Raw genomic sequence first — 20,192 nt, 5'->3', positions numbered from 1 at the left:
CGGATATCGGGGCGAGCAATAATACCCTCTACTGTCTATTCTCAGTCAAGGTTAGATACCAGAACAAGTCCTCTCGAATTCCTGAGAATCTTCTAACGGGTCCCATTGGATCATCAAACCGTACATCACGAATGGATTGTGCAAAAGCATCTTGTATCCGATCCAGGCTCAGATTGTCAAATGACGAATGGTTTGGAAGAACGGTATATTCAATGCCAGCTGAGCGAAGTGAATTCGCAGTTTCCTCGGTCGGAGACTCCCAAAACATAAATTCGAGAGCGGTTGTTCCATCGTCTTGTAGTGGTCGCGCTTTGGAACGGAGTTTTGGAATTTCATCACTGAATCGTACCGCACCGGGATCTGCCTTACATTCGATTACACGATATTGGTCCTGTTCTATGACCAGAAGATCAACTTCTCCAGCACCAAGATCTTCAGACCAAAATACTGGCAGATCGCCCTCCTGAGCAGTTAGAGCGAAGTACCCCAGTAATTCTAAAAGAACTCCTCGAGCCGAATTGAGTTTCATAGACGCGTCTTGTGCCTCAAGCTCATTTTGAAGATAATCATCTGCAAGCCGAGTTGCCATCAGTCGGCGAAATTCCTCAATCCCAATTGTTAGTTCACGGACCTCGATTGGCCAGAAATCTTGAACTTCAGCAATACATTTTTCAATATATTTAACAGCAGCTTCTGACCCCGAAAAGTCGGTGCCCACCTCGTAGAAAATAAGCCATCCTGAAGGATCGCCAATGCCACGGTGTCCCAGTCGTTGAAGGAGGGCATACGAATATCGGTTCCCCTCACCACTCTTTACAGGATGTTTGAAACGAGCAACGTGAATCGGGAAGTCAGCATCTTCCCGAAGGAATGTAATTGCAAGTCCCCAGAGAGTCGTCTCAAACGTTGCATCCTTGCTGAAAGTGGTTGACCCCAGCCATTCGGCATTATTCCAGAATAGCACATAATCAAGCTCCTCCTCGAGTGTAAGTTCTGATCGACTGGGTGGTTCTACACTCGTTAAAAACGGGGAGAGTACATCCTCTGGGATTTCTGAACGAGCTTCGAGTATGTCATCGGGTTCAACCAATCGTCCCCCGGTTAGTGATTCTAATTGCTTATCAATTGGCGTGAGAAATTGTCCCCGGATATCACCGTAAAAGGTCTGTAACGAGAGCTCAGAACTATCTCCTCTATGGTCGGATGACCACGTAGTTACTTTGTTCAAATCAGGAAGAACTGAATCCTGATACGTATTTTCGTCCTGAAGGAGTTCTCTCCATACAAATTGAACCGTTCTTACATAACCACTGATAGCGTTCTCTCTTGGACCGCTCAATAACCAGCGATCCAAATTTGTTGGTCCATATCCACGAGGACCATATTGGCGAGTGTTAGTATATCGATCCACCAATTGAATACGTGTAGCGTACTCAATAGCGGTATCTTTTGAGAGATTAGCCTCAGGAACAGGTTCGGCGATTTCTATTAATTTCGCTGAGAGATCAAGAAGGGGTGCTACTGCGTCCTGTACTGTAGATATGTTCTCCCAGTCCGTTACTGGTCTAATCTGTTGTTGAATCTGTTTTAGATTCCTAAAAAAGTCTAATCGTTCATTTGATTCGGGGATTTTGTCAGGGTCGATCATCTCTCCTTCTGCTCGCTGAAGGACATACGGATAATCCAGATCAAAAACTGGGCTGATACTACCACCAACCGCAAGTGCACGGATACCTGTCTCGAAGAAGAACACATACCCAGGAACCAGGTCATCCAAGTCATCCTCTTTGTTTTCGCAAATCCATTCCTCGAAGTGTTCAGTTGAGCTCGCAATCTTGAGGGGGTGAAGAAGACTTGCGATATAACCCACATCCGGCGAAAGAGCCGGGATCTCTTCTTCCGATTCCATTCTGGATACACAAATACCGTGGTGAGATAAGTCTCTTATCCACCATTTCAAGTTCGTACTAATGGCCCGGATTCGTATTTGACAGATTCAATGGCGGCAATTTCAGAGGAAAGAATGCTCCCGCGCGGCCCGCACCGCTCGCCGCATTCCGCCCTCCGCGTCGCTCGCGACCGACCATTCCGGGCTGCCTGCCTGCAGTAGCGGGCGGGCTGCCGGGCTAAAGTGCATGTGCCCTCGACGCCAGCGCTTCACCCGTTCGGGTCCTGCGGACCTCGGCAGAGCCGACCGCGACGGACGTGGTTGCGTCGCGGCGAACGGGGAATGCGCTGGCCGCTCGCTCCGGGCGGGTCGGCGCGCGGTGCTGGTAGGAGCCACCTCATGCAGGCGCGCTCTCGCTCGCGCCCGGTAGGGCGCTCGCGAAGGCGCGAGCGAGAGCGCGCAGATGATTCTGTCGGTCGTTGTCGTCGGAAAACCGCGATGTTGGAGCATCGCGGAGTCGGCGCGTGAGCGCCTTCGGTCTTTGGTGAGACCAATGTCAAGTAACAGCTCTAGTAGCAAGGTCGTTACGGTGGATGAACAGGCATTCGAGAAAGCGGGCGGTCAGGCGGTCGATGAAGACGGCTTCCCGGTCGTCGACGAGACGCCGGAGTTCGAGGCCGCGGTCGAGCAGGAGACGCAAGCGAAGGTGGATGCGAACCACCCGGACGGGATCGCGGACACGAGCACCGAGCGGATTCACGGTGTCACCCTCGAACAGGAGGAGCGCATTCGGGCGCGGGAAGCCGAACTGGAGCGCATCAGTGCCCAGGCCGAGCTGGGCACGCAGGACGGTCGCGAGCAGCGCACGCGAGAGGTCGTCAGCGAGCAGTGTGGTCGTGACGAGCCGGCGCCGGCGGAGCGCACGGATCCCCGAGAGAAGCTGACGCAAGAGGAACTCGCGGCGGTCAACGAGCAGGCGATGCGGATCAGCGACGAAGTGCAGGGCGGCTGGTCGAGAGCGGTCGTCGCGAAGCAGCTGGCCGAGAAGGTGCAGCGCGGGCGGGACGTCACGAAGGCGGTGCTGGAGACCCTCGAGGAACTGAAGGCGGCGCCGGGGGCGATCGTGCCCATCACGGACGTGCCGGACGTCCCGGTCGGTGAGGTGACGGTCGAAGGCACAGTGAGCGAACTCTGGGATCCCAGTTCCCCAGCCATCGCCCAAGTCGGACTCATCGAAGACGAAAGCGGGCGTACGAAATTCACGATCTGGGAGAAGAGCAAGAAGACGGTAGTTAGAGAAGGGCAGACAGTCCGGTTCCGGGCCGTCAAGAAGAACTGGTACCAGGGACGGTGCAGCATCGCCATCACGGGCTGGAGCAGGATCGAATTCCCAGAGCGCGGTCGGTGGTGGGAAGAGTAGACGAGCGCGTCGCCCTCCTTTTTTGCTGTGTGCCGGACCGACCCTGACCCCGCCGCCCCACCCTCCGCTCCGTGCTCGCTTCGCTGCGCGCGCAGCCACGACCTCGAGAACCGGATTTTCATCCAATCCAGAAACCTTGCGAAAGAGTGAGCAATCCAAGAGACTTGATCCGGATCCGGAGGGAGGAGACGAGTGTTCGGGGTTTACTTTCTGGCAGCAGATATCGTTCGGTAACATGGAGCCGTCAGGTATTGTCGACGACTCGTTCCGTAGCCTATTCGATAAGGTGGCAGAGATAATCCACGAACAGGGCGGCTTTGAGCAGGCACATAAAACACTGAACGAGCATTTCCGGTACTTGGAAAAGGGAAATAGCCGGGCAGTATATGAAATTCCGTCGAAGGTAGCAGACGAGGCTAATCGCCTCGTAGTGAAGTTTGCTCTTCCTGAATCCGGTAACTCTGGGACGGAAGAGGCACTATATCCCGAAGAGTATACGGAGGGCTGGATGTCGAATTGGCACGAGATCATTTTAACCGATTTTGCACCACTGGAGGACGTGATTGTTCCAGTACTCGATCACCACGAAGACGCGTTATGGACTGTGATGCCGTATGCTGAAACGTTGCCTCAATCTCAGGAGGTAACGCAACAGCTTGGGCCACTAACCGATAAAATCGAGGAGACGAACGTGGAGTTCGTGAGCCACGGTCAGACGACTGGTCAACCTGAAATATACCAAATCAAGGCGTGGGGGAATTACCAGGATGAGTACCGGCTTCGAGATTATGGTGGGATCGTGGTCGCTGATGAGGGATTCCTAGAACAGCTTCCATACCCGTTGTCAGAGCCGGATATCTAAATTTCAGCGGGGCCTTGATGGTCCCGTATTTCTAACTGCTTTGTAAGAATGGCTGAGGAGGAGGCTAAGGAATTTGATTTTGACGAGTTCATGGAGACGATTGAGGAACGGCGAAGGGAGCGTCGGGAGCAGGTTTCCTTCGAGTGGGTGGAATCCATCCGTGAGGCTGGCGAACTCTACCGGAAATTGGAGGATATTGACGCTGTGTCTGATGAGCTGAATCGCCCTGAGGAACGCATCAGGGAGGCTGTTACAGTCTACCGGTTGATTTTTGAGGAGCCCCCGGAGGAAGTCGCAGTGAAAGCGTCGACGCCTGGTCGAGCGTTCTTCTCGCTTGAGCAGGACGTTACTGAAGAACTGGATGATGACGAGGAGGAACCTATCGAAGACCTGCTACGGGAGTACGTGGGTGCGGTCTACCTAGAGCATAACGTGGACGAAGAGCCAATAGGCGAGCCTCCAGAGGGAGCAACGCCACCACCAGCGGTGGACTTTGCGGAGATCGGTGAACAGATAGCAGATAGCTTCACGTTTCCTACAGAGTCGATATTGGCTGCCAGTAGGATCGGGGAGTTTCAGGAGAGTATCATGGAACCGTTCGCCGCGAGTCAGGCGAGTATCCTCGCCAGTATCACGGAACCCATCGCCACTCAGCAAGCGAGTTTGATCGCGAGTATCGCGGAGCCGATGATAGCTCGCCAGGAGCGTATGGTTTCGTCATTAGTAGCTGCCAGTCTGCCAGATATGACGAAGCAGCTCCAGCTGCAGCAGTCCATCGTGAACTCGGCGATCTCGGGGGCGTTATCGGATGCGATGACTGACATACAGGTTCCAGAGCCTATTCTCGCTGATCTTGCTTCAATTCAGCCAGCAATCAACGCCGCTGCTGTCGCCGGAAGAGTAGAAGGTCATCCGGGCACTGGAAGAGAAGGTGTTGTTGAAGCTTCTACGACCACAGCAGAGGTGGAGGCACCGGGATCGACGATTTCGTCGGCAGGGCCTGCTGATGCGACGATGGAAGCCGCGACACCGAATGCCAATGCGTTCTCAACGGAACTAGCGTTCGAGATTCCGGCGATGTTGGTCCAGTCAATCCTGGGGACTGGGCCAGCTCGTGCCTGGTTTAACGGTCTGTCCAAAGGAGCACAACAGTCCGTAATTGGGGGTCTTATGGTCGGTTTGTCTTACTACTTCACCCAAGATTTGACTCTTTCCGGTATCGCAGCTACCGTCATGACTCCTGGTATTCGCGATATTTTGACCGATGACTAACGGCGTTTTCCTCAATCAGGTAGAAACCGATTGACAGACGTGTTCTGTATTTCGCAGCGTCGGAGGTCAATTACTGAAGCGAAGTCAAGATCCGGAGGCTACAATCCGCTGAGAGAGATGGACGTAACTCGGTTGATGATCCTCTTGGTGTATTCAATTGGTTCGAAGTCCTCGTACTCTTCCTCGGTAAGCACTCGTTCTTCGGGCGTACCCGAGGAGCCACCGGAGCCACCGGTCTTCCGGTAGTATATCTTCTTTCCAATAAAGACCATCACTGCTTCAAGCAGTGTTACCATGGCAATGGCGGTTACGACTGTAATCACCATTCCAACTGGGCTCGTTGTCGTAAACTGGTTGAGCGTCAGATCTGGTGCGATATAGGGATGGACGAACAGCTTGATTGCTCCACCCCCAAAGAGTGCGAGGAACGCCCAAACTGACAGAGTTTTTAACTCATCGATGGGCGACTTAGTGAGTGCAATTAGTGCGGCGAACGGTGAGAGGATGGCGAGGAAAGCGAGTACCGGATGGACGCTTCCGTTGAGGTTCGCCAAGTAGAGATCGAGCCCGCCGATTCCTGCAGCACCCACAAGAATGTGATGACGTCGCTCGAAACCGTATGACCACTTCACTAATCCACGTATGTCAAGCATAGCGACAAATTCGACTACAGTCCACTTCAATCTTCTTCCGCACAGAAATATTGAAAGCGGGTTATGAGCGCTACATACCGGGTATCCGTCCATGGATTTCTTATCTCTGACATTAGCTCACCAGGGTTGAACATCGATGGCGTAAAGATGATTTGAGAATTGACAAAGAGACTCTGCGGTCAACACAAATAGTTCCGGCCACGTTTCGGGACTCCTCGTTACTGAAGTGAAGAGTTGGGTGTCTATCATCCCCTCAATGGGTGAGGGGATCGCTATACTGGCGAGTTCCCGAATCACGGTGAGAACAATGGCAACCAGAGACATCTACGAGAGCGGATTCGACGAAGACGTCCGAACGGAATCGAGTGCGAACCAGTGTCCCGAGTGCGACGGCCGAGTCACTACGAACGCGGTCGAAACAGTCTGCGAGGACTGTGGCCTGGTCATCGACGAACAGCGTATCGATAACGGGCCGGAGTGGCGGGCGTACGACGACGAGGAGTGTGAACGAACGGGCGCCCCACTTACTGCGGCTCGCCACGATCGCGGCCTGTCGACGGAAATCGGTCGCGGCACCGATGCCAAGGGGAACGAGATCTCTGGAAAGAAGCGACGGCGACTCGCACGGATGCGCCGTGAACAGACCCGTGGTCGTTGGCGGTCGAAAGCGGAACGGAATCTCGCCCACGGATTGGGCGAAGTGCGTCGGTTGGCGAGTGCCCTCGAACTCTCCGATTCGGTCCGCGACCAGGCGTGTCAGCTCTTCCGGAGCGCCCAGAACGAGGATCTGCTTCGTGGCAGATCCATCGAGGCCATCGCCGCGGCCAGCGTCTACGGGGCCTGCCGGTGTAACGGCCTCTCGCGGTTAGTGGACGACGTCAGCGAGATGGCCCGCGTCGCGGAATCGCGAGTCACGAACGCGTACAAAACGCTGAACGAAGAGCTGGGCCTCCCCGCTGAGCCCGTCTCTCCCAGCATGTTCGTGCCGCGACTCGCCTCGGACCTCGAGTGTCCGGACGAGATCCGACAGCGGGCCCGAGCCCTCGCGGAACAGGCCGAGGAGCGCGGCGTCACGACGGGCGTCCATCCGGCCGGGTTCGCCGCGGCCTGCCTCTACAAGGCCGGTCGCGAAGAAGGGCGATGGTTGACGCAATCCGAGGCCGCGGACGTAGCGAACGCCTCGAAGGCGACTGTCCGGGCACACCGGGATACGTTGGAGGAACAGGTCGCCTGAGGCAGTCCCCTGTTTCTCCGTCTGTATTGCATATCGTTCGATCCACGCTACGATTTAAACACGAAGACGAGCCATGTTCTCTGTAGACTGCTCTATGAACGGTCGTTACTCCGACTTTGAGGAATTGCGGCCGACCGGCGAGGCATCCCACATTCCGGACACGAGGCTGGACAACGGGTGTGAAGGTGACCCCCGACGGCAACGCGTCGCGACGAGCGCTGGTGGCTATCCTGATGCGCCGACGGCCGCCGATGGCGAGTGCAAGTCGTGTGGGGCGTCAGTCCCAGCCGGCCAGACGAAATGCCGGTTCTGTCTCACTAACCATCTCGGGAGTGACGCCACTAACACGAACGAGGCAGCGTCGACGACGTGCCTCGGCATCGTACACCTGGTCGTCGAGTCGGCCACGTTCTACGGCGCCGTCGCGAGGGGCGGCGCGGCAGCAAACCTCCTCTCCGCTAACGAGGCGGAGCCGGTCGTCGACGACTACACGCTCATCTACGATCTCAACGAGGCGCCGGCGCGCCAGCTGGTCGAGCAATGGCCCTCACTTCCCGACGCGGTACAGGTGTCGTCAGAGGAGGGAGAGCGGCTTCTCAGTGCCGCCCGTGACCGGACTGGGTGGCACGGGCAGGGAGCATCGGAGCATCAGGAGCAGCCCCCGACGCGGCTCTACGACCAGCGTGGGGACGGCATCCGCGACGCGTCGCGTCTCGACGCGGTCCTCGACGACGCCGACGACGCGGTGTGGCTGGTTCCAGCGATGGCGCTAACCGAATCTACAGGTGAAGCTGGGGCTTATCAGCAGGAGTCGTCGGTACCGACGACGCAGGAACTCGACTGTCAAAACTGTGTACAGGCGACCGAGCATCGGTTCAAGACCCACGAGTCGGTCCCGGATGAAGCGTGGACGGGACAACCGATCTGGGAGTGCCGGGTGTGTGGCTCGGCTCGCTACGGCCCCAATCTCGAGTAGGGCCAGCGCTGGGCGTCGATTAACCAACAACCTGCGAGTAGCGTCGAGGTTCGTTGGTTAAGGCCGCGATCTCCTGCAAGCCCGACACCAGTCTCGATGGTGGGTCTTTCCGCGCCAGCGAGCGGTGAGGCGCTTCCGATGGAGCAAGAGTTCAAACAAGGGTACCGGATGCATCGTATACTCAGCAATCTCAACCGACTCGACATCGACCGATTGGACGATGCGGATCGAGAGCGAGTCGAGACCGCGAGAGACCTCCTGGAGGAGGTGAGTCTTCTCACGCGGCCGGGCGACGGAGCCGGGGCGGACGCCCACGCAGATTCCTAACTGGCGTCGCCGGCCACGCCCAGGGAGGCAGCTCTCACGTCGGTTTATCGCCCCCGGCAGAGGTGCGGGGGCGACCCCGTGAAGTCCAGACATGGCGACACTACAAGCTGCGACGACGTCGACTGGCGCGATCGTATCGGATCCGCAGGCAGTCCGCGAGCTCTGTGAGAGCTACTGCTTCGGGACGCTCGACTGGGAAGTGACCGAAGACGGAGAGCTCACCATCTGGGGATACGACGACTTCGAGGTGCACGAGGCGCGGGAGAACGGCCTGCCGGACTACGAAGGCGGGATCGTGACCCACGAATTCCTGCGAGAACTCGCCGACCACCTCGAAGCTGACGAAGAACTCGATATCCAGACAGCGGGGTTCACCAAGTGCCGCTTCCCAGTCCTGGCGAAGCGGTACGTCGTTCGCGACGGCGAAGTCCTCCACGCGGACCTCAGTTCCCCCGACCCGATCGACGAGTAGCGTTGTTCGTCCCCCGAGAGGGGTGCGGGGCGATCCAGTCGCGGTCGCCCCGTGAGGTGATTGCTCCATGGGACACCGCGCACTCGTTGCGTACGAACGCACAGACGGACAGTACACGCTCCACTACAGCCATTGGGGCCCAGCGAACCTCAAGCTCAAGCGCCGAATTTCGGCTGAATCGCCGTTCGGTGGTGACGACACCGACTCCAAGTGGGCGAAACAGCTGCTGGCGGAACTGGCCGATGGCCTCAAGGCAGAAGCCGTCGACGGCTACCTCGCCGGCGAGGATCGACCGTCGACAGTCGTCGAGCCGAAACCCCGCGCCACCGGGCTCACCCTCGACGAGATCGTCGCTGACCACCTCGACTACCTCCACCTCGAGGCGTTCTTCGTGGTGTCGACGACGTTCGAGGTGACCGCCTATCGGACGCTGTGGTTCGGGCTCCAGTACGACTCGGAGACAGTCGAACAGGGAGAGACAGTCGGGAACGGCGCGCTCGCGACGGTACGCTGGTATAACGGCGAGCCAGTCGGCGACAGCCACCTGCAGGGACAGTTCGCGGCCCTCAAAGACGTCGTCGGCGACATGATCGACAAGGGCGTCTTCACGCCGTCGACGGCGAGACAGTACCTGAAGCGGAAGCTCGCTGAGCGGGTCGGAGACCGACAGGAGCTGCTCATTCCGACTGGTGAATCTCCCTTCGAAAAAGCCAATCTCGGCAAGTCGTAGAAAATTTGCTAGAGGGCAGAACAGCTCTCCTCACCTGTTTACAGGTGATTGCTACTCTCGACCGCTACCTTAGCGCTGGGGGACTTGTCCTATACAAAAGCGGGGCGAGATGGTGTAATTCTACCTTATATAGTGTATCTGAGCGTCACTCCTCCCAGTGAATTGCACGCTCAACAACCTCTTGTTCTTCCGGATGGAACTCGGAAAGCTTCACTTGAACCTCCCTACTCTGTGACCGAACGGTTCGCTCGCGCGAATCGAGCGTTGAGAACGGGTTCGGGACCTGAATCAGTCTCGCATCGCCGCTCTTTCCGGATTCAAGCTCCACTGCGACGTATAGATAGTATGCTTCTCGGAGGTTTTCGTTTCGTGCCGACTTCCACTCGTTCCAGCTGATCGACGGCCGCCGCGTGTTCGATCCAGACGATTTTAGCTCGATACACCGTTCTGGCTCGCTGGTGTCTCGAGCTACCACCAAGAAATCGAATCCTGGATATGGCTTGGATATCACGCCCCGCTCCTCCAATGATTCCAGAACTGGGCCGGCGATGTCGTCATTCCTCGCTTCGAGGTAGAGGTCACGCGTGTGTACGTCGTGGACGTACTTTTCTGGCTCTGGACAGCCCTCTTCGCGAAGACGCTGAAGTTCAGCGTGGTACGTTGCCTCCATCCCAAACTCATCGACTTTGTCGATATAGTTCGCCGTCACCTTGGTCTGTCGCGACGAGGATGCTTTGGAACCTCCACCACTAGTGTTCCCAGATGCTTCCGAGTGTGAACTGCCACCCGTATCCGTGTTCCCAACCGAGAGCGTGGAACTGTCGCCAATTCCGGTCAGCTGTTGAGCTGACGGTACTCGTGACCCATCCCGAACCGTGGTACCAGAGTCCGAGGACTCGGATGAAGGTTCGTCCGAGTTCGTAGACCCAGTAGTGGTCGACTCATTTCTACCCGTCGTGATCTGCTCACCGTCGAATCCGGCGTTGGCGACTGTTTCAATTTGACGTTGTTCTGCTCGTCCCTCGTACGCTGCCCGCCTGGCCTCAAGCTCTCTCCGACTAGCTGGCGCGCCAGCCGCCTTCAGTTGCGATTGCATCGCTCCTCTGTCGGGCGCTTGTTGCAGGAGTACGTACAGCGACTCCCAGCTCCCCAGGCCGTGATACTCTGCGAATGCTTTCGATATCGATTCCACCGGGGCGTCTCGAACCGGATCGGAGCTGTCCGCAACGACGTACACTCGCGTCCGATTCCCGTGATCGTCCCGCTCGATGAAGTACTCCGCCGGCCGCGTCAAAGGATCCGCTTTCGGACTATCCCGAAGCTCATAACTGACCTTCAGAGAGCCGACAAGGACTATTTGGTCGACGAACCGGGACAGTCCACCTGCGTCCTCCTGTTGGCTGCTCCGCGTCGCTTTTAACCGACAAAGTACGTATGGCGCCGCCACGTCCAGCCATTCCTCTCGGAATCGCTCTGTCACCGCAATGCGTTCCTCGTCGATCTGCGGCGTCTCCTTAACGGCCTCGACCAAGTCGATCATCCCGAAGTGCTTACCGATCGCCGGCGTATCCTCGCGAGTTAACGCGAAGATAGGAATCGCCAGTCCCTCAAACCGTAATGCTTCCTCGTGACTCCGCGTAAAGTATGTCGCTGAAGCCTCGTGGAACTGTATCTCATCACCGGCCATACAGGGGACAGGCACTGAATCGAGGCCGGTTTCAGTCGGCTCCCACCCTGAAGACTGGATCTGACCTTGGTTGTCAAGTGGCGGCAAGTCCTCGCTCAGATTGCTATACGCCGCTTCGATTTCAGAGAGATAATATGCGCTAGGATCAGTCTCGTTCTCCATTTCCGTGAAGACTGATCTGATTCGTTCTGCAACCGTTCTGGCGTCACATGGCGTGAGCGTCCGCGTCTCAACACGCCGCCGAATCGATAGTGCATCGAGTAAATCAGGAGCATTCTCAGCTAGTTCCCCATACACCTCTCGGCGAAGCGTCGGTAAGAGCGGATGTCGACTGTCGCCGATGTCAACCGAGTATCGCTGTAAGTCCCTGTCGTTGAGTAACCATGCGTCCTCAGGGGGGACTTGCCCGAGCGTACTCGGCAACCAAGGGGCACGCTGGAGCTGCCAGAGCCAGAGATTCGGTAGGACACCTTCAATCTCATCCTGATCGAACAGGTAGGTCGTCTGATACCGGAGTCGGTTGTTGGAATAGAGCGCTACGGTTGCGTCCGCGTGCTCCGAGATCTTCCCCCACCATGTGTACAGGTGCCCCATCAGCAGTTTGCCGAACTCCGGATCCTTCCCTGCCTCGAGTAGTGCGTGATCGTACTCTAGTCCGTTGACTTGCCAGATGTACGGTCGCTCCCCGTCATCTTCGCTCACCGCCTCGTATGCAGCAGACTCCAGCTTCGTCAGGTACGTATCGAGGTCGCCTTCGGAGAGCGTACTTGGACTGAACTGGCTCTCCGGATCAAGCGTGGAATTAGACCCAGGATCGATGTGTTCCGTGGCGCTGTAGCGGTGTGACTGGGTGGGATGGAAGAACGGTGTGATACGAATATGCTCGCAGACCCCGATCCACTGGAAGAACTCACGCCACTTCGACCAGTCGTCAGAATCGTCTAGCCCGAATTCCCTCGGCGGTGCCAGCACCGGTGGCGATACCCCTGCCGTCTGGAGGAGTTGCTCTACTCGGCCCGCAGTGGGCTTGTTACGCTGCCAGCTCGCACCGAAGTATACCTCATAGGCACGCGCCCACTCACCATCCGCCGTTGGGACCGGAAGCATACATAAGTCGTAGTAAGGGTCGTTGCTGCGGTACGTGTACGGTAGCGGCTCCTTTGGGGAGGCTGGCGGTTTCCCAGTCGTGCTGCTCGTCGCCAATCGCTGGACGAACTCGAGTACCTCGGGGTCACGTAGTGGGCTGTCGTCGACGTCGCCGGATGATGGCCCCGGGAGGAGTGGGAATACACCCTTTTCGGCAATATCCTGGAACCCGAAGTCGTTGATGTCCCAAAGTGCATCCAGAACGTTCTCGTACTCCCCACCGTCAAGGAGCTCAGTCCGAGCATCCGAATCGGCCTGTTGAGAGCCCTCCGTGTAATAGAGTTCATTCGGGAACAGACGAATTCCCGAGAGTGCATCCGTCGGGACACTCTGTTGTGGTGGGAAGAAGCATTCGACCGACTCCGGCGTCGGCTCGTGTTTGTAGTACTCGCCGTGCGTTCCAACCAAAGGATCGCCGACCGGGAACACCGCTTCCGCCCGAGCAGCCTCAGCGAGCCGTCGCTTATCCGTACTATCAGTAAGCGTTAGCCACGTTTCCGCCAGCGCGAACACGATAGGGTCGACTGTAAGTTGCTCAGGCGCGTCTCGATACTGAAGAATGGCATTTTCGTCCGGAGCGGCACCGAGAACAGCGGGGGTGTGATGAGGCCTGAGTCGAGTTGCCCCCAGCTCTTCAAGGATCGCAGCGACATCGTGTTCGAGAAGTGGTGTTGCGGGGAACCAGCCTCCTATTTCAGCCTCATCGTTCACCAGCTCAAAACGGTCCTGCCCGTACACCATCGCCGTAAGAGGACCGACTCGTGCTGCGTCCGGATGCGTGTATGGAAGAACAATTTCAGAAAGTGGCCGCCGATCAGCGTCGGACGTCGAATCGCCAGACGCCACTTGTTCTAACCGAGGAACAAAGGCCACTCCTTCGAAGGCATCCTGAAGTGCCTCCACAAAGCAACGGTTCACCGGGTTTGTCCGCGTCGTCTCGTCGGCGTTTACTGCCGTAAAGTCGATCGTCCGGAGGAACTCGTCGAGCGCCGTATCGGTCTCTTTTACGAAGGATAGGACGTCAGCGGCGAGGAGGTCGGCCACCCGCTGGAACAGCCAGCCATTCAACCCCATGACGGCACCAGTTTCCGGGTTTGTCGGCATATTTAGACTTCTTCGAGAGGTGCTCACCTGGAATGTCCCATTCAGCAGCGCGGGAATAGGGCTTCGCTCCTCGGTCGGCAAGAAAACGTGGACGAACGGGCGCTCATTCGCGTCGTCGCCGACAAACAACGGTCTAAGAGATGTATTGTCGTCATCCTCGAGTCTGAACGCGACACTCAACCGTAATTTACCGATATCGTCGAGAATAGCCGAGTCGATTCCTGCAAACGACCGATCCGGAACATCATACTCGCGGGCGAATGAGATGAGTTCTTCCGAGATCTCTTCAGGAGTGTCCGGATCAAGATCACCACGTCGTTCGATCCCGATAACGGATGCTGCAGTCTTTCCTCGCCAGTCCCGCCGAGTCTTCTCCCAGACACGTTGACGGTTACCGACGGCGAACTCGACACGATCCGTTTTCGGAAGCAACGCAACAGTCTCTCGCGTGACCTGCTCCTTGAACGTCGACTCAATCGTCTCGAAGATCCGTTCTTGATTCTCGTCTTTGAGCGGTAGTCGAAACACCGTCGAATATCCCGTTTTGAGTAGTTCCGACACGCGAGTACCGGGTTCACTTGGGAACGGAATCGACATCAGCGGGACGTTGTCAATCTCTCCGTCGGTCTCGACGCCCTCCTTACGCAGTTTCTTCTCGATTACGTCACGTGTCTTTTCCCGGTCGAACTCGGCAGCAAGCAGCCCGCCACCATTCTGCGAAAAAATCGCCGGGTTCGATGTGATATCCAGAATCGACGTTAAACCCCTCCCCTTGTGCCCGATAGTGGCTTCATCACCTTCGTCACCTTTCGTTGTCTGGGTGAGCGTCGTAATTGCATCCAGATCCGCAGCATCGAATGGCCGCCCAGTGTTGGCAACAAGCAGACTGTCTCCGCGCAGTTCGAATCGAACCTTTCGTGGCTTGTCGCTGTCTTCCGGCATCTCGTCATCCGCATTCTGCAAGAGTTCGAACACAAACCGTCGACTATAGTCTGCACTGTCCGCCGCCTCCAGTTTGAAGTCCTTACTCACCAACGGCGGTTCATTCGCATACGTTCCCAGCTTCGTTTCTCGTATATCCTGCAGATTAGTGATAGCCCGTTGTTCTGCCATTATCCCCCATTCAAACACGTCACACGCATAACGTTGAGGCACTAGCGAACCGGCAATCAAGAGGCATCATTTGAGTGCAGATTGCAGAAGAACCGTTTTCAGGCACCATTCACAGGAGCTGTTTTTCAGGGGTCGGAATGGGTGAGCCCCGCCATAGGCTCGTGATTCGATGACCTCAGACGACGACCCGTTTCACGACTGCGAGTTGGATTCCGAGGCGATCCTCGGAACACACACGTTCGAAGACGTCCTGTTCACCGATGAGACGGAAACCCCGGTGAACGTGCTCACCGGCGAGACACCGGCGCATTCGCAAGCAACTGTCGAGGAAGCGAAAGAGTTCGCTGCGAGTATCGACACGGCGACGCCCCAGATCGCGCTCCCCGCATCCGTCGAGTCGCAGGTCGAAACACAGAGCAAGCCCTACACGGCGGCCGCGTTCTTCCACTTCAAGGCGACTGGCTCGCTCGAACGGCACCGCGCCTACCACGCCGCCTACGAGGCGGACGCGTTCCTGGTCGACTTCGAGACAGACTACGCGTCGGGCGACCTGACCATCACTGTCGAACGAGCGGACGAATCCTGAGAATCCGCCGTCACGAGGAGAGTTTTTCGAGCGCCGGCGATGGGTGCCGGCGCAGCTGGAGCGAGCAACGACACCCGGTGCGTCGGTGTTTCGAGGTGTTCGAGATGCACATGGTGATTTACGCTCTGGTAGAGGCATCGACGCACGACGACGCCCTGGCCACCGGAAAGTCAGTGTTCGACCGCCTGGTCGGCGCGGACCCACACGCCGGCGCCGTCTTCGATTACTATGTGACCTTCGACGAGGAGGACACGTCCGTTGCGGGGAAGGCGCGATGGGGTGAGTTGCCGACTGCAGCCCCTGTCGACTCTGATGACGGCGAAGACCTGCTCGAGCGTGGCTGGGAGGCGACGAAGAAGGAATTCGAGCGGAATCTCGACCGGGTGAAAGAGGCCATCGAGGAGCTCTCCGACGAGGAGATCATGCGTGACGAGGACCTCGCCCGGCACGCCTTCCACAAGGTCGGTGCGTACGATGGCCCGACGGTCTTCCTGTACACCGAACACGGAACCGGCATTCGTCACCGTGGACAGCTGGATCGACTCCTCGAGGAGAGTGAAGAGCTCTGGATCGTACCCGCTGACGTCCACTTCTGAATAATGCCTCCCATCACTAATTGGCGACGCGAGAGCCGCTCGCCGACACTCGCGTATCGGAACACCGAGACCGGTGCGCGAGCCGTGCTGCATCGTGCGCCGGACTCCTACCGGTACAAGTGGCGCGGGGTGATTCTCGTCGACGGCTACCCGGTCTGGTCGCAGGGATACGATACGAAGGACGCGACATCGTTCCGTGACGAGCTCCGGGAGCGGTCCGCCCCGGCCCTCCGCTGTCCGGAGTGTCCGAACAACGACGTTCGCGTCGGCGAGAAGGCAGCAGACGGGGCGAAAATCCAGCGGTGGTTCGACTGCCCCGACTGTGGGTACGAAGCCCCCTCATGCATCGTCTACGGCGCAGAACGGTGAGTGAGTGAGCGGTGGGCGCTGTTTTTCGGCCGGGCACGAGGTGGTGGCCCGGTACGACCGGGTGAGTCAACCAATGAGTCTCGAAGTACTTGACCGACACAGCGAGGCACTGTTCGAGTTCCTCTGGTGTCCCGTCTGCGGGCAGGAGGTCTTCACTCACATCCCGTTCGAGGGGGTGTTCTGCAAGAACTGCAACACCCAGGTCGAACTCCAGGAATCCCGAGAGACGCGCGGCTACGAGGAGGCCGTGCTCGCCTGCTTCGATACAACCACGACCTGAAACCTCCACGTCGACGAGAAGCTACGTCGCGACCTGCCTGATGGATCGGTGCGCGTGAAGATCCTCGGCGCACCGGGCGCCTACAAGATAGACTGGTGGAGTCCAGAACCAGGTGAGGACTGGGAACCTGTGGAGCGCGGAGAATTCGATGACGTCGAGGAGCCAGACAAGGTGTCGCATCTGGCGTAGTGTCTTGTTGAATTTCAGTTTGTAACGATTTTAGCGGCTCCGCTGCATAGAGGGTCATATCGGTTACTATATCCACGTTTTATGTACCAGGCCAACTATCCCCACAGAAGCTAGTTCGACTCGCACACACCGGTGCCGCCCAAGTCAGGTCCGTTTGGCATCCAGAATTAATTCTCTGACGATGAAAATAAACACGAGTACGACGACGAGTATAGCCCCCCACACGAGTGCGGAAAAGCTGGTCGGACCAATCGCAACACCGAGCACAGCGATGACTGACGGGATCATTTGTTTTCCTCTCCGTTCCGACCCCCGTCGGCCATCGGTTCATCCAAGCTCCGGATATCGCGATCCACGCTGGAGAGGTCGATGTCAGCGTCCCAGAGGGCAATGGTGAGGATTGTCCCGCCGGTTGACGCGACGGTCGCCCCGACGAAAGCGGATAGAAACGCAGGGGCGGGGAGCAATGGGCCAAGCTCCGGAATTGACCCAATCGGCCCCCGCAGGAGCGGGAAGTAGGTGACACCAACCGCGAATCCAGCGAGACCCGAGACGACGGCCCCTGCCCCGGAAAGCCGCTCGGAATACAACCCGGCGAGAAATGGAACGAAAAGCGCAGCAGCGAGCAGGTCTGCCGTCAGGAACAGTTCGAGCACGCTGTATCCTTGTGAGCCGATAACAATTGACCCGATTCCGACTGTTCCGGTCAGGACGCGACTGCCAACCCAAAGGGTCCGCTGGGTCGGCCGATCGAGCAGCCGTGCGAGGTCGGCGGTGATGACGCTCGCGATAGCGTTAAACATCGTGTCCGCAGAACTCATCACGAGCAGGACTGCGAGGACGACAACCGTGAGCGTCACCCAATCCGGAAAGGCAGACTCAACGACGAGAAAGAACGCGATGCTGGCGCCGCCGGATTCAGTCAGGCCGAGAGCCGTGGCAACAATCCCGAACAAGCCGGCTAGTAGAATCATCGGAACCACTGTGACAGCCGCGACGCCGAATCCCCACCGAAGCGACGAGCCCCCGTCGGCAGCGTAAACACGTTGCCACATGCCCTGGTTCAGCAGGTTCGCACCGAGGATGGCGAAGGCAACGTAAACGCCGAATTTGAGCCCGGGACCGAACGTCGGATCCAGTAATGTCGCGTCCGCGGCAATCGCTGCAGCGTGTATTTCGCCAGCTCCACCCAACGCAAACACGGCGCCACCGAAACCGACGGCAAGCAGCGGGAGCAGGACAAGCGTCTGGACGGTATCCGTGACAATACTCGCCACGAGTCCCCCGTACGCCGTGTAAATGAGAGCAAAGCCGCCCACTAGGAGGGCCGTCTGCCACCGGGGAATCCCGGTGATGAGTGAGAGGGCGCCGGCGATCCCAGTCATCTCGGCCGCGAGGAAAATGAACATGTAGAACACGGATACGACGAGCACGAACAGGTACATCCCGGTCCCGAAGCGAGCGTAGGCAAATTCGGTGAGTGAATGACCGGCCGGAACGATAGCACGGATGCGTGTGCCGACCGGAATAAACAGGAGGAGCGGAATCGCACTCCCAATCGCGTAGCCGAGAATGGCCGGGAGACCGCCGAAGGCAGCCCCGGCCTCAGCAGGACTGAACAGGATCCAGACGCCCATCATCGAAGCGATAATCGTCGCGGTGAGGGTTCCAGGACCGGCTGAGTCGCGGGCGGAGATGTAATCCTCGACAGATCGAACCCGACCGCGGGCCGCGAACAGACCGAACGCGGTAACAGCCAGGATCGTGAGAATGACGGCGGTGAGTGCGAAGGCTGTTGAAATCATTACTGACCCCCCTCCCCATAGGTCTCACCAGCCGCGTAGGCATCGTCAAAGAAAGCAACTTCGAGGTCGACGGTCCGGCAGAAGATTCGCTCAATCTCTCGTTCCCGTGCGGGCGAGAGCGTGGGGCCGTAGGCATCCAACTGGCCGCGGAGCCAGGTCACGAATTCCTCGAAGGAGGGGTTTGCGTGTAGCTCTATCCAGTCGGCGAAGTAGAACGGAAGGTCGGCCGCCGCTTCGTGCGCTGAAGCTTCGCGTGTCGCCCACTCGGCGTAGATCCACTCCGCTGGAACGATAGCTGCGAGTGTTTCAGCATAGCCGCCCTCACGGGCAGTACGACCGAACAAGTCGACGAACGCGGCTGTAGTCGTGGACAATTCTGGCTGTTCCCACCGAGTATCATCGACGCCAAGTGCGCTGAAAGAACGCTCGAAGTAGTTGTTTTCCTCATCAGTCAGGGTATCGAGAAATTCGATGTGTGCGCGCTTCGCTGAGACATCAGGTGCTTGGGCTACTGCGAAGCCGAACGTACTCACGAGGACGTCCAAGAACGCGTAGTCCTGGACGAGGTATTCGCCGAAGACCGCCTCGGATAGCGCGCCACGACCGAGCTCGCGGGTGAACCGATGATCGACAGCGTTCGTCCAGTCGGGGTCGGCACGCTTCCGCAGCCAGTCAGTGAAACGGGGGTCGCTGACGGTGGCCCGGTAATCGTCGTATCTATCGGGGACGTCGGTCATAGGCTCCAACCCTCCTGCGTGTAGGCCATCTCCCAGAACCGATATTCGAGCTTCGCGCTGGTTAGGAACGCCGCTCTCATAGCGTCGTGTTCACCGGGGAACCGTTCGCCACACCGGTCGACGAAGTCGCGACACCAGCTCGTTGCTTCGCGGAACTCGTCGCTGGTGTACATCTCGATGAACGGCGTGTACCGGTGTTCGCCGGAGGCGAGCGACGCCATATGCTCTCCGACGTCGAGGTAGCCCTGCATGCACGGGTACAACGCGGCAGCGATCTCCGCAATCGAGCCCTCGTACGCCGTCCGGATCAAGAAATTCGTGTAGGCCACGCATGTGGGTGCTTTCTCGACTGCTTCGAGCTCGCCGTCGGAAATCCCGTAATCGGCCGCGAAGTTGCGATGGAGATCCATTTCGTGGTCGAGCACCTGGTGGGCCACGCTGAGTAAGTGCGTCATCGTCTCCTCGTTGGTGGCCTTGGTACCCGCGAGCGCGAACAGTCGAGCGTAGTCTTGGAGGTACCGGTAGTCCTGTTTAATCCAGTGCTCGAACGCCGCTTCGTCGAGCGTTCCCGTCGCGAGTTCGTGGACGAAGGGGTGATCCTTCTGGGCCGCCCATACATCCTGTCCCGCCTCAAGGAGTGTGTCGCTGAATGGCACTACAGAGCCGTACCGTCTGAGAGAAGATATAACTTTCCTATATTAGTGGGTTATATCTTGGGCGTTGTCAACCGCTCCGAACCGATGACT

17 protein-coding genes and 1 pseudogene are annotated in these 20,192 nt (G+C 57.8%); 12 read left to right on the top strand and 6 right to left on the bottom strand.

The window, feature by feature from the left end; translation table 11 throughout:
* Positions 1 to 28: 28 nt before the first annotated feature.
* Positions 29 to 1,909 carry a hypothetical protein gene (locus U5914_RS13275; RefSeq protein WP_336136250.1) on the bottom strand — a complete coding sequence of 627 codons (1,881 nt, stop codon included), beginning with the start codon at positions 1,907 to 1,909 and terminating at the stop codon, positions 29 to 31.
* A gap of 532 nt (positions 1,910 to 2,441) precedes the next feature.
* On the opposite strand from U5914_RS13275, the gene U5914_RS13270 reads away from it, so the two are divergent.
* The 3 genes from U5914_RS13270 (at position 2,442) to U5914_RS13260 (ending at position 5,442) form a co-directional block, all read left to right on the top strand.
* A complete protein-coding gene (locus U5914_RS13270; protein ID WP_336136249.1) occupies positions 2,442 to 3,308 on the top strand; it encodes a DNA-binding protein in 867 nt (288 codons plus the stop codon).
* Between the two features lie 235 nt (positions 3,309 to 3,543).
* Complete coding sequence (locus tag U5914_RS13265) at positions 3,544 to 4,170, top strand: hypothetical protein (RefSeq protein ID WP_336136248.1); 627 nt, start codon at positions 3,544 to 3,546, stop codon at positions 4,168 to 4,170.
* Between the two features lie 48 nt (positions 4,171 to 4,218).
* The gene (locus U5914_RS13260) at positions 4,219 to 5,442 is read left to right on the top strand and encodes a hypothetical protein (RefSeq protein ID WP_336136247.1); all 1,224 of its coding nucleotides are present in this window, start codon (positions 4,219 to 4,221) and stop codon (positions 5,440 to 5,442) included.
* 98 nt (positions 5,443 to 5,540) lie between these two features.
* On the opposite strand, the gene U5914_RS13255 is transcribed toward U5914_RS13260, so the two are convergent.
* Complete coding sequence (locus U5914_RS13255) at positions 5,541 to 6,095, bottom strand: hypothetical protein (RefSeq protein WP_336136246.1); 555 nt, start codon at positions 6,093 to 6,095, stop codon at positions 5,541 to 5,543.
* A 307-nt stretch (positions 6,096 to 6,402) separates the two neighbouring features.
* On the opposite strand from U5914_RS13255, the gene U5914_RS13250 reads away from it, so the two are divergent.
* From U5914_RS13250 to U5914_RS13230, 5 genes are all read left to right on the top strand, one after another.
* Complete coding sequence (locus U5914_RS13250) at positions 6,403 to 7,329, top strand: transcription initiation factor IIB (RefSeq protein ID WP_336136245.1); 927 nt, start codon at positions 6,403 to 6,405, stop codon at positions 7,327 to 7,329.
* 94 nt (positions 7,330 to 7,423) lie between these two features.
* Complete coding sequence (locus U5914_RS13245) at positions 7,424 to 8,305, top strand: biosurfactant protein 1 (RefSeq protein WP_336136244.1); 882 nt, start codon at positions 7,424 to 7,426, stop codon at positions 8,303 to 8,305.
* Between the two features lie 138 nt (positions 8,306 to 8,443).
* The gene (locus U5914_RS13240; protein ID WP_336136333.1) at positions 8,444 to 8,632 is read left to right on the top strand and encodes a DUF8012 family protein; all 189 of its coding nucleotides are present in this window, start codon (positions 8,444 to 8,446) and stop codon (positions 8,630 to 8,632) included.
* A 91-nt stretch (positions 8,633 to 8,723) separates the two neighbouring features.
* Positions 8,724 to 9,104 (top strand): hypothetical protein, encoded by a 381-nt coding sequence (locus tag U5914_RS13235; protein WP_336136243.1) that lies wholly within the window; start codon positions 8,724 to 8,726, stop codon positions 9,102 to 9,104.
* Between the two features lie 67 nt (positions 9,105 to 9,171).
* The gene (locus tag U5914_RS13230; RefSeq protein WP_336136242.1) at positions 9,172 to 9,834 is read left to right on the top strand and encodes a DUF6735 family protein; all 663 of its coding nucleotides are present in this window, start codon (positions 9,172 to 9,174) and stop codon (positions 9,832 to 9,834) included.
* 145 nt (positions 9,835 to 9,979) lie between these two features.
* Here U5914_RS13230 and U5914_RS13225 read toward each other — a convergent pair whose 3' ends face one another.
* Positions 9,980 to 14,884, bottom strand: a complete 4,905-nt coding sequence (locus tag U5914_RS13225; protein WP_336136241.1) for a sacsin N-terminal ATP-binding-like domain-containing protein — start codon at positions 14,882 to 14,884, stop codon at positions 9,980 to 9,982.
* 169 nt (positions 14,885 to 15,053) lie between these two features.
* Between U5914_RS13225 and U5914_RS13220 the strand changes: the two genes are divergently transcribed.
* From U5914_RS13220 to U5914_RS13205, 4 genes and pseudogenes are all read left to right on the top strand, one after another.
* The gene (locus tag U5914_RS13220; RefSeq protein ID WP_336136240.1) at positions 15,054 to 15,470 is read left to right on the top strand and encodes a DUF8025 family protein; all 417 of its coding nucleotides are present in this window, start codon (positions 15,054 to 15,056) and stop codon (positions 15,468 to 15,470) included.
* Between the two features lie 104 nt (positions 15,471 to 15,574).
* Entirely contained in the window at positions 15,575 to 16,066 is a 492-nt protein-coding gene (locus tag U5914_RS13215; protein ID WP_204749985.1) for a DUF7995 family protein, read from the top strand.
* 3 nt (positions 16,067 to 16,069) lie between these two features.
* A complete protein-coding gene (locus tag U5914_RS13210; RefSeq protein ID WP_336136239.1) occupies positions 16,070 to 16,435 on the top strand; it encodes a DUF7568 family protein in 366 nt (121 codons plus the stop codon).
* 73 nt (positions 16,436 to 16,508) lie between these two features.
* Positions 16,509 to 16,904 (top strand): annotated as a pseudogene (locus tag U5914_RS13205) (DUF7567 family protein).
* Between the two features lie 284 nt (positions 16,905 to 17,188).
* On the opposite strand, the gene U5914_RS13200 reads toward U5914_RS13205, so the two are convergent.
* The 3 genes from U5914_RS13200 to tenA are packed head-to-tail and all read right to left on the bottom strand — an operon-like array spanning position 17,189 to position 20,102.
* On the bottom strand, positions 17,189 to 18,709 hold the full coding sequence (locus tag U5914_RS13200) for a sodium:solute symporter family transporter (protein ID WP_336136238.1): 1,521 nt from the start codon (positions 18,707 to 18,709) through the stop codon (positions 17,189 to 17,191).
* Complete coding sequence (locus U5914_RS13195; protein ID WP_336136237.1) at positions 18,709 to 19,446, bottom strand: TenA family protein; 738 nt, start codon at positions 19,444 to 19,446, stop codon at positions 18,709 to 18,711. The genes U5914_RS13200 and U5914_RS13195 overlap by 1 nt, the downstream gene beginning before the upstream one ends.
* Positions 19,443 to 20,102: a thiaminase II gene (gene tenA / locus U5914_RS13190; protein WP_336136236.1), complete on the bottom strand. Its 660-nt coding sequence runs from the start codon at positions 20,100 to 20,102 to the stop codon at positions 19,443 to 19,445. The genes U5914_RS13195 and tenA overlap by 4 nt, the downstream gene beginning before the upstream one ends.
* Positions 20,103 to 20,192 lie beyond the last annotated feature (90 nt).

The sequence above is a fragment of the Natronomonas amylolytica genome (assembly GCF_037031205.1).
In the GTDB taxonomy this organism is placed as follows: Archaea; Halobacteriota; Halobacteria; order Halobacteriales; family Haloarculaceae; genus Natronomonas; species Natronomonas amylolytica.
The sequence above is the reverse complement of the archived record's forward strand: the minus strand, read 5'-3'. Positions and strand labels throughout refer to the sequence as shown.

Bases quoted from the DNA above. Each gene is read 5' to 3' on its own strand.
- U5914_RS13240 (WP_336136333.1), top strand. From the start codon at position 8,444: ATGGAGCAAGAGTTCAAACAAGGGTACCGGATGCATCGTATACTCAGC.
- U5914_RS13275 (WP_336136250.1), bottom strand. From the start codon at position 1,909: ATGGAATCGGAAGAAGAGATCCCGGCTCTTTCGCCGGATGTGGGTTAT.
- U5914_RS13210 (WP_336136239.1), top strand. From the start codon at position 16,070: ATGCCTCCCATCACTAATTGGCGACGCGAGAGCCGCTCGCCGACACTC.
- U5914_RS13270 (WP_336136249.1), top strand. From the start codon at position 2,442: ATGTCAAGTAACAGCTCTAGTAGCAAGGTCGTTACGGTGGATGAACAG.
- U5914_RS13215 (WP_204749985.1), top strand. From the start codon at position 15,575: ATGCACATGGTGATTTACGCTCTGGTAGAGGCATCGACGCACGACGAC.
- U5914_RS13265 (WP_336136248.1), top strand. From the start codon at position 3,544: ATGGAGCCGTCAGGTATTGTCGACGACTCGTTCCGTAGCCTATTCGAT.
- U5914_RS13195 (WP_336136237.1), bottom strand. From the start codon at position 19,446: ATGACCGACGTCCCCGATAGATACGACGATTACCGGGCCACCGTCAGC.
- U5914_RS13250 (WP_336136245.1), top strand. From the start codon at position 6,403: ATGGCAACCAGAGACATCTACGAGAGCGGATTCGACGAAGACGTCCGA.
- U5914_RS13245 (WP_336136244.1), top strand. From the start codon at position 7,424: ATGAACGGTCGTTACTCCGACTTTGAGGAATTGCGGCCGACCGGCGAG.
- U5914_RS13220 (WP_336136240.1), top strand. From the start codon at position 15,054: ATGACCTCAGACGACGACCCGTTTCACGACTGCGAGTTGGATTCCGAG.
- U5914_RS13200 (WP_336136238.1), bottom strand. From the start codon at position 18,709: ATGATTTCAACAGCCTTCGCACTCACCGCCGTCATTCTCACGATCCTG.
- U5914_RS13260 (WP_336136247.1), top strand. From the start codon at position 4,219: ATGGCTGAGGAGGAGGCTAAGGAATTTGATTTTGACGAGTTCATGGAG.
- U5914_RS13225 (WP_336136241.1), bottom strand. From the start codon at position 14,884: ATGGCAGAACAACGGGCTATCACTAATCTGCAGGATATACGAGAAACG.
- U5914_RS13255 (WP_336136246.1), bottom strand. From the start codon at position 6,095: ATGCTTGACATACGTGGATTAGTGAAGTGGTCATACGGTTTCGAGCGA.
- U5914_RS13230 (WP_336136242.1), top strand. From the start codon at position 9,172: ATGGGACACCGCGCACTCGTTGCGTACGAACGCACAGACGGACAGTAC.
- U5914_RS13235 (WP_336136243.1), top strand. From the start codon at position 8,724: ATGGCGACACTACAAGCTGCGACGACGTCGACTGGCGCGATCGTATCG.